Source organism: Thermodesulfobacteriota bacterium, assembly GCA_036482575.1.
In the GTDB taxonomy this organism is placed as follows: domain Bacteria; phylum Desulfobacterota; class GWC2-55-46; order GWC2-55-46; family JAUVFY01; genus JAZGJJ01.
Genome location: JAZGJJ010000092.1, coordinates 1 through 13,478 on the forward strand (window position 1 = coordinate 1; position 13,478 = coordinate 13,478).

The window sequence follows — 13,478 nt, forward strand, 5'->3', positions numbered from 1 at the left end:
GGGGACGCTGGTGCTCCTCGAGGCCTGCAAGAAGCTTAACAGGGACGCGCGGATAGTGTTCTCCGGCACCAGGGGCGAGTACGGCACGAGCGTCACGCTGCCCGTGGCCGAGGACCACCCCACCAACCCCAAGGGCCTTTACGCCGTCACCAACCTCGCCGCCGAGAAGATGATACTCGTCTACAGCGATATCTACAAGATGCGCGGGGCGTGCATGAGGATAACGAACACCTACGGACCCCGCCACCAGATGGCGCACGACGAGTACGGGGTGCTTAACTGGTTCATAAGAAAGGCCATAGACGACGAGCCGCTCCCGGTCTTCGGAGACGGGATGATACTCAGGGACTACCTCTATATAGACGACCTCGTCGAGTGTTTCCTCATGACGGCAGCGAGCGACAAAACCTACGGCGACGTCTTCAACGTCGGGAGCGGCGTGCCCATAAGTTTCAGGGAGCTTGCCGCGGCCATAGTCGAGGCCGCCGGAGGGGGGAGTTACGAGTTCACCGAGTTCACGCGCGAGAGAAAAGAGGTCGAGCCCGGCGACTACTACACCGACATATCGAAGATAAAGAGGGTCGTCAAGTGGGGTCCGAAGACCGATATGGCGGAGGGGCTAAAGCGGACCATAGAGTTCTACCGGGAGCACAGGGAAAAGTACTGGAACGGGCCGGTGGAAGAATGAAGGTGGAGTTCTTAAACCTCAAGGCCCAGCACTCGGCCCTCGAGAAGCAGTTCGAGAAGACGTTCAGGAACGTTTTGAGGAAGGGCCGCTTCGTGCTCGGCGAAGAGGTCGAGAGTTTCGAGGCCGAGTTCGCCGACTACTGTGGCACGCGCTACGCCGTCGGCGTCTCCTCGGGGACCGAGGCCCTGCACCTTTCTCTGCTTGCGCTCGGCATAGGCCGGGGCGATGAGGTCGTGACCGCTCCGAACACGTATATTGCCACGGCGCTGGCGATATCCCAAACCGGGGCCCGCCCGGTCTTCGTCGACGTGGACGAGGCCACGGGGAACCTGGACCCCGAAAAGCTAAGGGGTTTTTTGAAGAAGAGACGGCGCGCGCCAAAGGCGGTAATCCCGGTGCACCTCTACGGCAACCCTGCCGATATGGACGGCATAACGCGTGTCGCGCGCAAGTACGGCATGAAGGTCCTGGAGGACGCCTGTCAGGCGCACGGGGCATACTATAATGAGAGGCGTGTCGGCTCTATCGGAGACGCGGGCTGCTTCAGCTTCTATCCGGCGAAGAACCTCGGCGCGCTCGGCGACGGGGGCGCGGTGGTTACTGACTCCGGAAAGATTTTTGCGAAACTGAAATTATTGAGGAACTACGGCCAGCCCAGGAAGTACCATCATGTAATGAAAGGCTTTAACGGAAGGCTCGACGAGTTGCAGGCCGCGTTCCTCCGGGTAAAGCTTAAGAAGCTCGACAAATGGAACCGGGAGAGGCGGAAGAGGGCACGGCTCTACACCGACCTCCTCAAGGGAGTTGCCGTAACCACGCCCGTTGAGCTTCCGGGGGCGGCCCACGTCTACCACCTCTACGTCATTGCCCTCGCTAAGCGTAACGCCCTTCAGAAATACCTTGAGAAGAGAGGCGTGGGCACCGCCTTACACTACCCCGTCCCCGTACACCTTCAGAAAGTTTATAGAGATCTCGGCCACAAAAGAGGGAGCTTTCCCGTGGCGGAAAGACTTTCGAAGCGGATACTCTCCCTTCCCCTTTACCCGGAGCTTCCCCTGGACGACGTTAAAAAGGTGTGCAGGGCGATAAAAAAGTTCTACGGCGCGGGCGGCGGCGCCGGGTGAAGATACTGCATCTATACAGTGACTGGAAGTGGACCGGTCCGGCCGAGCCCGTGCTCCACATGTGCGCGGGGCTTGCCGAGAGGGGCCACGACGTGGTGTTCGCATACAGGAGCCCGCCCCCGGGCTTCGACGAGACCATAGAGGCGTTCGTAAAGGAGAGGGGGATAAAGGCCACCAGTGCCTTCAGGCTCAACAGATATTTTTCCGTTACCGATAACCTGAGCGACTTCGTACGTCTTCCGCGCTATATAACCCGTGAGGGTTTCGACGTGGTGAACGTCCACCTCTCTCACGACCACTTCATAGGGGGGCTCGCGGCCCGGCTTTCGTCGGGAAAGCCCGTAGTCATAAGGACCGACCATAAGCGCGAGCCGCTTAAGGCCACGGCCGGGAACAGGTTTATGGTCGGTGCTTTCACCGACGGCCTTATAACCTTCTCCGAGGCGGCAAGGGAAGAGGAGATATCCTCCTTCGGCCTCGACGGGGAGATGGTCGCCAGGATTCCCACCGTGGTGGACTGCGAGAGGTTCGACCCCTCGCGCGAGTTTTCCGACATGCGGAAGGAGCTCGGCATAGCCGCTGACGACATGGTCGTGGGGGTGGTGGCGAGGTTTCAGAGGTACAGGCGGATGGAGACCTTCTTTGAGGCGTTCTCAAAGGCGGCGGCGGAGGTGCCGAACTTGAAGGCCCTTCTCGTCGGGAGGAGCAGCCATATAGATGAAACGGTCCATAAGCCTATAGATAAGCTCGGGCTCGAGGATAAGGTCATAGTCCCCGGCTACTTCACCGAAAGGTATGAAGACATCCTGGCCGCCATGGACATCTTCGTCTTCCTCATGGCCGGTTCCGACGGTACGGGCAGGGCGATGCGGGAGGCAATGGCCATGGGGAAGCCGGTCCTTGCAAGCAGGACCGGCATGCTGCCGGAGATGATAGAGGAAGGCGCAGACGGTTTTGTCTTCGATGACGCGGAGCAGCTCTCGGAGCTTATGGTCCGGCTTGCCCGTGAGAAGGGTCTCAGGATCTCCATGGGAGCGCGGGGGAGAGAGAAGGCGGTCAATGATTTTTCCGTAGGCGGGCAGGCCGCGGCGATCGAGGGGTTCTACGAGAGTCTCCTCGAAAGGAAGAAGGGTTCCCCACGTTGAAGATAGCGCTTAATATAGAAAGCTTTTCGATAGCGAAGGGGGGCGGCGAGGTATACGCAAACAGCCTGGCTACTCAGTTCCTCGGCGGCGGTCACGAGGTGCACGTCTTCTCGACTTCGTTTGATGGCGGCGACGGCGAGATAGAAGGACTCCATCTCCATAAGGTTCCGGTTATAAGCGTTCCCAGGTCCCTTAGGGCCCTTACCTTCGCGCGGAACAGCTCAAGACTTCTCCGCGACGGGGAGTTCGACGCGGTCATCGGCTTCGGCGGCTCGTGGGAGGTGGACGTCCTTATCTCCGGCGGTGGTACGGAGACGGTTTTTTCCTCGCAGAACCTCCTCTCCCTCGACAGTCCCGTAGAGAGGGGGCTCTACCGGCTGTTCAGGAAGCTTACCCCGAGAGACCACATACGTTTCTTTATAGACAGGCGGCTCTACGGAGGTGGTAGATTAAAACTCGTGCTCCCGAACTCCAATATGGTAAAGGCCCATATAGTAAAGTATCACGACTTCCCCGTTGGTTCGATAAGGGTGGTCTATAACGGCGTGGACTTGGAGAAGTTCAACACGAAGGACAGGGGTGAACGCGGTAAAGAGATAAGAGGGCGGTACGGTATAGGGGATGAGGAAGTGGTGATACTCTTTATGGCCAATAACTTCAGGCTGAAGGGGCTGTCTTGTCTTATCCGTGCCGCGGGGCAATTGAAGGGGAAGGTAGATATTCCGTTCAGGCTTATCGTGGCGGGCAAGGGGAAGAGCAGGGGAAGCTACGAGAGGCTGGCTGCGGCCGAGGGGTGCGGGGAGAGGATAATTTTCGTCGGCAGGGCCGCGGAGCCGGAGCGCTTCTTTGCTGCCGCCGACATATTCGTACACCCGACGTTCTACGACCCGTGCGCCGGGGTATGCATGGAGGCCATGGCCAGCGGGCTCCCGGTCGTAACGACCCGCTTTAACGGCGCGGGGGAGCTTGTCACTGACGGGGTGGACGGTTTTGTCGTTGACGACCCGAGGGACGCTGACACGCTTGCCGAAAAAATCGCTTGGTTCTTTGACGAGGCTAAAAGGACGGAGGCCGGGAAGAAGGCGAGGGAGGCAATGGAAGAGTATCCCTGGGAGAGGAACTACACCGAGATTATGGAGGCGCTGGGCGGGCTCAATGCATGAGGAGGTAAGGACATCAAGCTCTATGAGGAGAACAGAGAGCTTGGCGAGGGTGTAAACAGCTTCGATATGCTTACGTCGAGGACGATAATAGTGGAGGGTGTGAGGTGACGGACAGGATGAGGGTCAACTACCTTATAAAGCGCTGCGGGCTTACCGGCGGAGTCAAGGCTATGTTCCAGCACGTAAAGCTTTTGAGGGACCGGGGCCACGATGCGAACATCTTCACCATGGACCCTTACGGCTACAGTCTCTTTGGGGTCAGGCCCATAAAGGTGGTCGGGCTTGGTTGCAGGGATTTGCCCCATGCGGATGTAGCGGTGGCCACCACCCCCAAGGACGTCCTTGAGGCCAGCAGCTTGAACGAGAAAGGGGTTGCCGTATGCCACCTCTCGCAGGGCGTACAGGCCGTCGACCTCGAAGACAGGATAAGCGGTAGGGCGGTGCCGCCCCGGTACGCGAACTCGCCGCTCAGGTATTCCTTTAAGAGACTCTCGTATATGAACAAGAAGAGGAAGGTCGACGATATATACAAATTAAAGACCTATAAGATAGCCACTTCCAGGAACATCCAGAGGGAGATAGAAAAGAGATATTCGCAGAACTGTTATTTAGTCCCGTACGGTGTGAACGGGGAAGCGTTTCATCCCGGTGGCGGCCCGATGGGTTTTGAAAGAGGCCCGTTCAACCTTATCTCCGTGGCCCCGTACGATGTTACGTTCAAGGGGGTGCCGGACGTGATCGAGGCCGTGGCCATCCTTAAGGCGAAAGGCGTGGACGTGAAACTCACGAGGGTCTCTTATACGCCCGAGACGGAGATAGAGAAAAAGAGTGGAGTGGTGGACAGGTACCTCAAAGACCTCTCCGAGGACGAGATGGGGGAGCTTTACAGGGAAGGCCACATGCTGCTCGCCCCGTCGCTCGAAGGCGAGGGCTTCGGCCTGCCCGCGCTTGAGGCCATGAACTCGGGCATCCCGTGCGTGCTCACCGAGGTCGGCTCGTACATGAACTTCGACGAGACACGCGACTACGCCTGCTTCGTGCCCGTCCGCTCACCCGTGGCCATAGCCGACGGGGTGGAGAGGATTATGAAGGACGGGGTATTCAGGGAGGGCATTATAAGGGGTGGGCTAAGGGTGGCGGAGAAGTACTCTCTCGAAAATACCGGCAGGGTGCTCGAAGAGGTTCTTGCCGAAATTCTCGGAAAGGAGCGCGCCCTGAAGGAGAAGCGGCCTTGAAGAGAAAAGAGGTCTTCCCGGATTTTTTCATTCTCGGGGCTATAAAGTGCGGGACCACGTCGCTCTACGCGTGGCTGCGTCAGCATCCGGAAATCTTCATGTCCGACCCCAAGGAGCCGAGGTTTTTCGAGAAGGAGTATAAGAAGGGGCTCGACTTCTACTGGGAGGAGTACTTCGGCGGGTGGAACGGGGAAAGGCTCACGGGCGACGCCAGGGTGGGGAACCTCTACTTCCCTTACGTCCCGGAGCGGATACATTCGGTTAACCCGGACGCGCGCTTTATACTTTCGCTCCGGAACCCCATAGATAGGGCCCTCTCCCACTGGTGGATGCACTACCGGCGCAGGAGAGACGCGCTTCTTTTCGAGGACGCAGTAAAAAAGGACTACGGGCGCATAAGTAAGGGCCTTACGATGAGTACGCCCGAGGAGATAGAGGCCTATGAAAAAAAGGTTACGGAGAGGCTGGAGGACCCCTACAGGCTGTACATAGACGCCGGATACTACGCCGAGCAGATAGAGCGCTACCTGAGATTTTTCCCGCGGGAGAGGTTCAAGATAATACTTTTCGAGGACCTCTGTGCAGACTCGGAGGCCGTCACCACGGAGGCCTGCGAGTTCCTCGGGGTGGACCCAGGCGAGTGCGAGGACTTCGACTACTCCATGGAGAACACGGGAAAACCCCTTAAGCGGAAACGCGTGTTCCGGGAGTTCGTAAAGAGGTTTTCCATGAATGCGGTAAAGGACGTCATGAGTTCCGGCCTTGAAGCCTTTCGTGGTAAGCCGCGGATAGAGCCGGAGACGCGGAAATGGCTCGCCGAGCACTACCGGCCCCATAATAAACGGCTTGAAGGGATTATAGGGAAAAAGCTCGACCACTGGGGGTGAGATAAATGGTTCGAGAGGAAGGAGTAGATTTGAAAAGGAAGGAAGTGTTCCCCGATTTCCTCATGCCCGGCGCGCAGAAGTGCGGGACGACGTCGCTGCATGCGTGGCTGGGCCGGCATCCGGAAATACTCATGTCCGACCCGAAGTCGCCGGACTTTTTGGAGGATGACGAGGAGTACGAAAAGGGGCTCGATTTTTACTGGGAGAAGTACTTCAATAAATGGCAGGGAGAAAAGCTTCTCGGCGAGAGCAATATCCGCAACCTCTACCACTACTACGTTCCGGAGCGCATATTTTCCATAAACCCGGAGGCGCGGTTTTTGATACCCGTAAGGAACCCCGTAGACAGGGCCCTGTCGCACTGGTGGATGTACTATCGCCGGGGCTGGGAACAGTTGAGCTTCGAGGACGGAATAACGGCCGACTATGAGCGTATCCGGAACGGAGTCGATTTTAGAGACCCCGAAAGGAGGGCAAACTATGAAAGGGAGTTCCATCCAAGGGCGTCCGGCGTGTGTAAGGTTTTCAGGACATACCTCGACTGCGGTTATTACGCCCAACAGATGGAATACTACCTTAAGTTTTTTCCCGCCGAGAGGTTAAAGGTGCTGATGTTCGAGGATATATGCGAGAGGCCCGAGGCCGTCATGAGGGAGGTTTGCGAATTCCTGGGTGCCGACCCGGAAGAGTGCGGCGGGCTGGACCATTCCCCGGAGAACCCGGCGAGGCCCATGAGGTGGCGGCGCGCCCTTTCAACGAACGGCCGGTTGCTGCTGAAAAATATCTTCTCGAAAGACGACAGGGCTTCCGTTGTTAAGGGGCTCTCCGGTATACGGAAGAGTCCGGCGATGGGGCTCGAGACGCGCCGGTGGCTCGTCGAGCACTTCAAGCCCCACAATAAACGGCTTGAAGAGATTATAGGGAAGAAGCTCGACCACTGGGTGTGAGGGACTATTAAGGCGACCCGTTAGAATTGGCCGCTCTCGGAAAAAGGTAAGGATAAGGATATTGGATGGGTGGTTTTTTCAAAAGCACGATAGAACTCCTGCCCGACCCGCTGCGCGAGCGGATGGTAAAGGGGCTTGTGGGGATAGCGAGGAGGGACGGTACCGGTATTACCCCGCGAAAAAAGTATATACGGAAGCTCTTGCGCTACCTGCCTCCGCGGGATATGCGTGTTGTGCTGGAGAATGTGTACGGGTTCCGGATGGAGCTAAGTCCGTATAGTACTATCGAGAAGGACGTGATGGTGGATAGTGTTTTCGAACTCAGGAATTCGGAACTTATACGCTCGGCGCTTTTCGAAAAGCCCGAGGGTGCGGTCTTTCTCGACCTCGGGGCTAACGTGGGTTACTTCTCTCTTCTTGCGGCCGGGGTGCTGGCTCCAAGGAAGGGAAGGGTCGTGGCGATAGAGCCCGTGCCCCCGAGCCTTGAGAGGCTTCGCAGGAACGTATCGCTTAACGAAGACCTGAAGGGTATCATAACCGTTAAGGGTGTGGCCGTCTCCGACAGCAGGAAGACTTTGACGCTGTCGATGCCGGTCTCTACCCGGGGCTTTGCCACCTTCTCGGCGGCACACAGGGGCGGCGAGTCTATAAGTTTCGACGTGCCGGCGGATACCCTTGACGGGTGCATAGACGGGGAGACCGCCGGGAAGGTGGCCTTTATAAAGATGGACATAGAAGGCGCCGAGACGCTGGCGATTAAAGGGATGGAGTGTGTTCTTGAAAATGGCCCCGATGTCCTGCTTTCGCTCCATCCCCTGGAATTGGCTGAACTTGGGGGCACGGTATCGGCTATTCTCGGATATTTTTCTAATAAGGGCTACACCCTATACGCGATAGAGGGAGGGGGTTTAAAACCTTTTAAGGAAAGCTCCGTGATAACGTATACGGATGTTTTCATGCGCCGGGACGGCGGGTGTTGAAAAAGGCCGCGGGTGGTTTCCATGCCTATGGACATGTCGATAATAATCATAAGCTGGAACGCGCAAGAGATGCTCCTTAAGTGCCTCGGGTCGGTTTACGGGACCGTCGTGGGGGATAACTTCGAGGTGTGGGTGGTCGATAACGGCAGCACCGACGGAAGCCCGGAGGCGGTAAAGAAAAATTTTCCAGATGTAAAATTGATAGAGAACGATGTGAATCTCGGCTTTGCCGGGGCGGTCAACCTGGCGCTCAAGCGGGCTGCGGGCCGCCACATTGTACTCTTGAACAGCGACACCGTCCTCACCTCCGGTTCCCTCGAGACCCTCACGCGCTTTATGGACGAGAACCCTGACGTCGGCGTATGCGGACCGCAACTCCTGAACGTTGACGGCACCAAACAGAACTCCATTGCCAACATACCCACCCTCGCTACCGAGCTCTTGAATAAGAGCCTCCTTCGCCGTCTCTTCCCGGAGAGCTATCCCGGAAAGGAGCATAATATAGAGGAGCCCGTGGAGGTGGAGTCCGTCATAGGCGCCTGCATGGCCGTAAGGAAGGAGACCATAGACGGGGTCGGCCCGCTGGACGAGAGGTTTTTCTTTTTCCTCGAAGAGACCGACTGGTGCAAGAGGATGAGGGAGGGGGGCTGGCGGGTCTTCTTCCATCCCGGCGCGGAGGTATACCACGCCGGGGGCGGGAGCGCGGAGAGGGTGAACACCCGCGCCAGGGTCGAGTACTGGCGCTCACGGTACGAATTTTTTGAAAAGCACGGGAGCGCCCCGGAGAGGATGGCGCTCCGGGGCGGACTTCTCGTAAAACTTTTTCTCGGCACCTTTCTCAGTCTTCTACATAACGTCGTTACCCTCTTTACCTCGGTCACGGCGCGGCGGAGACTCAAGCTCTACTCCACCCTCATAGGGTGGCACCTTGCCGGGTGCCCGGCGGCGTGGGGGTTGGGCACGGCGTCGCAAGAGGACAGGTGAAGGGGGCGGGCATTATAGCGCGGCGATGGTCTGACGCGGCGGTGGATATTTCAAAGAACCTCTCCACCTTCCAGTGGCTCCTGCTCCTTACGGCCGTGGGGTTCTCTATCAGGTTATACCTCCTCCTTGCCGCGGTCGCCATCTCCACGGACACCTTCGATTACGTCCAGATGGCCATGGGGTTCAAAGAGGGCGATTGGCTGGAAGGGCTGAACTGGAAGAGGCGTCCGCTCTACCCCGTTCTCTTAAACCTCGTCTATCCGGTGTTCCACGACTACGAACTTGCCGGGCGGGCGATCTCGCTCTTCTTCGGCACCCTCGTAATACCGCTCTGCTTTTATCTGGCAAACCTTGTCTATGAAGAGAGGACGGGGCTTTACGCCGCCTTTATGGTTACGGTCCACCCGTATATGATGCGTTACGCGGCGGAGCCGTTGACCGAGGGGCTCTACTACTCATGGTGGTGCTGTGCGGCTTCAAGGCCGTCTTTACCGGGAGGGCGGGGTGGATAGCCCTTGCCGCCCTCTTCTCCGTTACTGCCTCCCTGACAAGGCCCGGCGGCATCGTCTTATGGACTATCATCTCCGCGTGGGTATTCTTCTATACCTTCCGGGGAGAGGTGTGGAGGGGGGGAAGGAGGGCCGGCTTCGCCCTCTTTGCGCTGGCGCTCCTTTTGCTTATGAGCGTGCCGTACCTCTTCCTTTTCACCGAGGCGGAGGGAACGGCCCTTTCCGGCGACCTCTCTCTCGGCTCGTTAAAGCCGGTGATGGACCTTGCGAAGAGCGAAGGCTACGGGCTAAAGTTCTACCGGCTCTTCGAGCACCTTCCCGAGTCGTTCTCCGTTCCCTTCTTCGTGTTCTTCGTTTACTGGTTCTACAGGCGTATCAGGGAGGGCTTTACCCACACGGAGTACTTCTTCCTGAGTATACTGGTTACCTTCTGGGTCATGTACGGGTTCGTCAACCCGAGCCGGAGGATATTCAGCCATCTCATGCCGGCCGGGATGCCCCTTGCAGCGGCGGGGTTCGTTTATGTCGAGAGGTGGCTCCGGGAACGCGGGAGGGCGGCCGCCGTGCCGCAGCTGATAGCTTTTCTTGTCGTGGCCCAGCTTGTAACGGGCATAACCACGCTCAAGGCGCACCACCTGACGGAGAAGGTCGCCGGTAACTGGCTGCGCGAGAACGGGGGTATAGGGGCGGCCATTCTGTCGAGGAAGCCCATAGTCGTCTTCTATGCCGAAGGCAGGCACGTTACGCTGCGCGCCGGGGAGATGGAAGAGGTCGTGGAGTACGGGAAGGAACGGGGCGCTAAGTACCTGGCCGGCTACAGGCACAGGCTCGCGGAGTACCTATCCGGCTTCGAGGCCGGGGAGGGAAAATACCTCTCCGAGATTAAGAGCTTCAAAGGCGAGAAGGGGCGCGAGTTCGTAATATATAGCTTTCGCTGACCGGGGGACATGTGGTATATAATTTAGTCTGATATGAGAAAACTTCTTAACATAAAGAGGGCCGGGGCCCTGGTCCGCAGGTTCAAAAAGGCGCGCGTGCTCGTCATTGGCGACCTTATAGTGGACCACTTCATCTGGGGCAAGGTGGGCCGCATATCCCCGGAGGCCCCCGTACCAGTGGTGGAGGTCACCGACGAGAGCATCCTCCTCGGTGGGAGCGCCAACGTCGCCGGCAATATCAACAGCCTGGGCGGCGTGTGTGCCGTCGTGGGCGTGGTGGGCGGCGACGGGAACGGCAGGAGACTCGTAAAGAAGCTGAAGGCCGGCGGCATGGCCACCGGCGGCGTGGTGGTGGACCCGAGGAGGCCCACGACCATAAAGACGCGCGTCATAGCACACAGCCAGCAGGTCGTCCGTTTCGACCGGGAGAGCAAGAAGACGCTCGGACCCGCCGTAACGAAAAAGGTCCTCTCGCACATAAAGAAGGCCGTAAGGTCCACGGACGTCGTCCTTATATCCGACTACTCGAAGGGGCTCGTAACGAAGGATCTCGTAGGTGAGGTCGTCGGGCTTTCGAGGCGTCTCAAGAAACCGGTCGTGGTGGACCCCAAGGTCGAGCACTTCGACTACTACTCCGGCGTAACGGCGATTACCCCGAACAACAGGGAGGCCTCCCTTGCCTCGGCTATCGAGATAGCCGACGGCCGGAGCCTTAAGAGGGCGGGGAAGGCGCTTATGGACAGGGTCGACTGCGAGGCGCTCCTTATTACAAGGGGGGAGCACGGGATGAGCCTTTTCGAGAACGGCTCGGAGACCCATATCCCGACCGTGGCCCGGGAGGTCTTCGACGTAAGCGGCGCGGGGGATACGGTGATAGGCGTCTTTGCGCTCGCGCTCGCCTCGGGTGCGAGCTTCAAGGAGGCCGCCGTGCTCGCAAACTTCGCCGCCGGAGTAGTGGTGGGCAAGGTGGGTACGGCAACGGTCGGCCCCAGTGAGCTCCTGGAGGCGGTTACCGAAGGGCTCAAAAAAACGTGCGGGTAAAGAAAGGTGTACGGAAATGTGTAAGAGCATGAGCGGCTACGGCAGGGGCGGCTTTTCCATAGGGGAAGAGGATTTTTCCGTGGAGGTAAAGTCCCTTAACCACCGTTCCCTTGATATAAAGTGCCGCCTGGGCGAGAGGTTCTCCGCCCTTGAGTTCAGGCTGAGGGACGAGCTGAAGAAGAGGGCGTCGAGGGGGTCGTTCTTCGTCTCCGTGACCTCGGAGGGAGGTGGCGCGGGGGAGCTTAAGCCGAACCTTCCTCTCGCTCGAAGCTATATGGACGCCGCGGCCGAGATCAAGAAAGGGCTCGGCATCGAAGGGGACGTGGACCTGCCGCTTATAATGAGGCTTAAGGACGTCTTTACCTCTTCCGGAAGGGAAGACGACCTCGAGGGCGACTGGAGAAACTTTAAGGACGGACTCGGCCGTGCGCTGGACCAACTCCTGGAGATGAGGGGGGCCGAGGGCGCAGCACTCAAGGAGGACGTGGAGGCGAGGCTTGACGCCGTCGAACGGATGGTGGGCGGGATAGAGGCGCACGCCCCGGAGCTTATCGAGGCCTACAGGCAGACCCTTAAAGAGAGGATGGAAGAGCTTATCGGCAAGTGGGGGGGCGGGAACGTCGACGAGGCGAGAATCCTTCAGGAGGCCGCGTTCCTTGCCGAGAGGTCGGACGTCACCGAGGAGATTACGAGACTTAATAGCCACCTGGCGCGTTTCAGGGAGTATCTCGGCCTCGAGGAGCCCGTCGGCAGGAGGTGCGACTTCCTCTGCCAGGAGATCTTGAGGGAGGCCAACACCATCGGCTCGAAGATAAGCGATTCGGATATGGCGCATACCGTGGTGGAGATAAAAGGGGAGCTTGAGAAGATAAGGGAGCAGGTACAGAATATAGAGTGAGTGGAGCCGCCGGAGACGATATAATGGAAGGAACACCTTTTATACTATCCGCCCCCTCGGGTGCGGGGAAGACGACGCTCAGACGGATGGCCGTTGACTTTTTCCCGGATTTAAGGCATTCTGTGTCTTACACCACGAGGAAGCCCAGGCCCGGCGAGACCGACGGCGTGGACTACCGTTTCGTGGACGAAGGGGTCTTCGACGGGATGGAGGCCCGCGGCGAGTTCATCGAAAACGCCGAGGTCCACGGGAAGCGTTACGGCACGAGCGAAAAAGACCTCAAAACCTTCCTCGCCGAGGGGTTGGACGTCATACTCGACATAGACGTCCAGGGCGCGGAGCGGATAAGGGGGAGACTCGCCGATGCCGTTTATATCTTTGTCCTGCCGCCCTCGGTCGAGGCGTGCAGGGAGAGGCTCAGGGGAAGGGGCAAGGACGCCCCGGAGGACATAGAGAAAAGGCTCGAAGCCTCCATCGGGGAGATAAAGAGGGCGGGGGGCTACGACTATATAATAATAAACGACGACCTCGATAAGGCCTTCGGGGAGCTTAAGGCGATAGTGGCCGCCGAGAGGGCGAGAGAGAAAAGACGGGCAGCGAAGGTTAAAGAGCTTTTCAACGTGTGAAAAGGGGTTGCCGCGCAAGGGGGCGGGGGGGTAGGTGGCGGCGCCCGATAGCCGGATGGTAACCGTATAAGGAGGTATCGCTAATGGCAAGGATTTCAATTGAAGACTGTCTTGAGAAGGTCCCGAGCCGCTTTACGCTCGTCCATCTCGCCGCGCAGAGGGCGAGGAGGCTCTTGAAGGGCGCGACTCCGTTCGTAAAGTCCAACAACAGGGCCGTTGTAACGGCCTTGAGGGAGGTGGCCGCGGGTAAGGTGGTTCCGGAAGGGGAAGCGAAGAAGAAAAAGTAGAGGGGACGCTTGTCCCTGTACCGATC

General features: G+C 58.4%; 15 protein-coding genes. All 15 read left to right on the top strand.

What is annotated here, in order from left to right; all coding sequences use genetic code 11:
- Nucleotides 1–688, top strand: a 688-nt coding sequence (locus V3W31_03975) for an NAD-dependent epimerase/dehydratase family protein (GenBank protein ID MEE9614100.1), incomplete at its 5' end; no start/stop codon positions are given.
- Nucleotides 685–1,812: a DegT/DnrJ/EryC1/StrS family aminotransferase gene (locus tag V3W31_03980; protein MEE9614101.1), complete on the top strand. Its 1,128-nt coding sequence runs from the start codon at nucleotides 685–687 to the stop codon at nucleotides 1,810–1,812. The genes V3W31_03975 and V3W31_03980, both read left to right, overlap by 4 nt.
- A complete protein-coding gene (locus V3W31_03985; GenBank protein MEE9614102.1) occupies nucleotides 1,809–2,957 on the top strand; it encodes a glycosyltransferase family 4 protein in 1,149 nt (382 codons plus the stop codon). Before V3W31_03980 ends, V3W31_03985 begins: the two co-directional genes overlap by 4 nt.
- Nucleotides 2,954–4,120: a glycosyltransferase family 4 protein gene (locus V3W31_03990; GenBank protein MEE9614103.1), complete on the top strand. Its 1,167-nt coding sequence runs from the start codon at nucleotides 2,954–2,956 to the stop codon at nucleotides 4,118–4,120. Before V3W31_03985 ends, V3W31_03990 begins: the two co-directional genes overlap by 4 nt.
- Before the next feature lie 104 nt (nucleotides 4,121–4,224).
- Nucleotides 4,225–5,355, top strand: a complete 1,131-nt coding sequence (locus V3W31_03995) for a glycosyltransferase family 4 protein (GenBank protein MEE9614104.1) — start codon at nucleotides 4,225–4,227, stop codon at nucleotides 5,353–5,355.
- Complete coding sequence (locus V3W31_04000) at nucleotides 5,352–6,242, top strand: sulfotransferase (GenBank protein ID MEE9614105.1); 891 nt, start codon at nucleotides 5,352–5,354, stop codon at nucleotides 6,240–6,242. Before V3W31_03995 ends, V3W31_04000 begins: the two co-directional genes overlap by 4 nt.
- Nucleotides 6,243–6,271: 29 nt before the next feature.
- Nucleotides 6,272–7,189, top strand: a complete 918-nt coding sequence (locus V3W31_04005) for a sulfotransferase (GenBank protein MEE9614106.1) — start codon at nucleotides 6,272–6,274, stop codon at nucleotides 7,187–7,189.
- Nucleotides 7,190–7,254: 65 nt separating this feature from the next.
- Complete coding sequence (locus tag V3W31_04010) at nucleotides 7,255–8,169, top strand: FkbM family methyltransferase (GenBank protein ID MEE9614107.1); 915 nt, start codon at nucleotides 7,255–7,257, stop codon at nucleotides 8,167–8,169.
- Nucleotides 8,170–8,196: 27 nt separating this feature from the next.
- Nucleotides 8,197–9,153, top strand: coding sequence for a glycosyltransferase family 2 protein (locus V3W31_04015; protein ID MEE9614108.1), 957 nt, complete (start codon nucleotides 8,197–8,199; stop codon nucleotides 9,151–9,153).
- Nucleotides 9,150–9,665, top strand: coding sequence for a glycosyltransferase family 39 protein (locus V3W31_04020; protein MEE9614109.1), 516 nt, complete (start codon nucleotides 9,150–9,152; stop codon nucleotides 9,663–9,665). Before V3W31_04015 ends, V3W31_04020 begins: the two co-directional genes overlap by 4 nt.
- Complete coding sequence (locus V3W31_04025; GenBank protein MEE9614110.1) at nucleotides 9,611–10,600, top strand: hypothetical protein; 990 nt, start codon at nucleotides 9,611–9,613, stop codon at nucleotides 10,598–10,600. The genes V3W31_04020 and V3W31_04025 overlap by 55 nt, the downstream gene beginning before the upstream one ends.
- A 33-nt stretch (nucleotides 10,601–10,633) precedes the next feature.
- Complete coding sequence (rfaE1, locus tag V3W31_04030; GenBank protein MEE9614111.1) at nucleotides 10,634–11,641, top strand: D-glycero-beta-D-manno-heptose-7-phosphate kinase; 1,008 nt, start codon at nucleotides 10,634–10,636, stop codon at nucleotides 11,639–11,641.
- 16 nt (nucleotides 11,642–11,657) lie between these two features.
- On the top strand, nucleotides 11,658–12,539 hold the full coding sequence (locus tag V3W31_04035; protein MEE9614112.1) for a YicC/YloC family endoribonuclease: 882 nt from the start codon (nucleotides 11,658–11,660) through the stop codon (nucleotides 12,537–12,539).
- Nucleotides 12,540–12,562: 23 nt separating this feature from the next.
- The gene (gene gmk / locus V3W31_04040; protein MEE9614113.1) at nucleotides 12,563–13,165 is read left to right on the top strand and encodes a guanylate kinase; all 603 of its coding nucleotides are present in this window, start codon (nucleotides 12,563–12,565) and stop codon (nucleotides 13,163–13,165) included.
- 83 nt (nucleotides 13,166–13,248) lie between these two features.
- The gene (gene rpoZ / locus V3W31_04045; protein MEE9614114.1) at nucleotides 13,249–13,452 is read left to right on the top strand and encodes a DNA-directed RNA polymerase subunit omega; all 204 of its coding nucleotides are present in this window, start codon (nucleotides 13,249–13,251) and stop codon (nucleotides 13,450–13,452) included.
- Nucleotides 13,453–13,478: the final 26 nt, after the last annotated feature.

Coding starts and splice junctions, on each gene's coding strand:
- V3W31_03980 (MEE9614101.1), top strand. CDS start 685: ATGAAGGTGGAGTTCTTAAACCTCAAGGCCCAGCACTCGGCCCTCGAG.
- V3W31_04010 (MEE9614107.1), top strand. CDS start 7,255: ATGGGTGGTTTTTTCAAAAGCACGATAGAACTCCTGCCCGACCCGCTG.
- V3W31_04015 (MEE9614108.1), top strand. CDS start 8,197: ATGGACATGTCGATAATAATCATAAGCTGGAACGCGCAAGAGATGCTC.
- V3W31_04025 (MEE9614110.1), top strand. CDS start 9,611: ATGGTGGTGCTGTGCGGCTTCAAGGCCGTCTTTACCGGGAGGGCGGGG.
- rfaE1 (MEE9614111.1), top strand. CDS start 10,634: ATGAGAAAACTTCTTAACATAAAGAGGGCCGGGGCCCTGGTCCGCAGG.
- V3W31_04035 (MEE9614112.1), top strand. CDS start 11,658: ATGTGTAAGAGCATGAGCGGCTACGGCAGGGGCGGCTTTTCCATAGGG.
- gmk (MEE9614113.1), top strand. CDS start 12,563: ATGGAAGGAACACCTTTTATACTATCCGCCCCCTCGGGTGCGGGGAAG.
- rpoZ (MEE9614114.1), top strand. CDS start 13,249: ATGGCAAGGATTTCAATTGAAGACTGTCTTGAGAAGGTCCCGAGCCGC.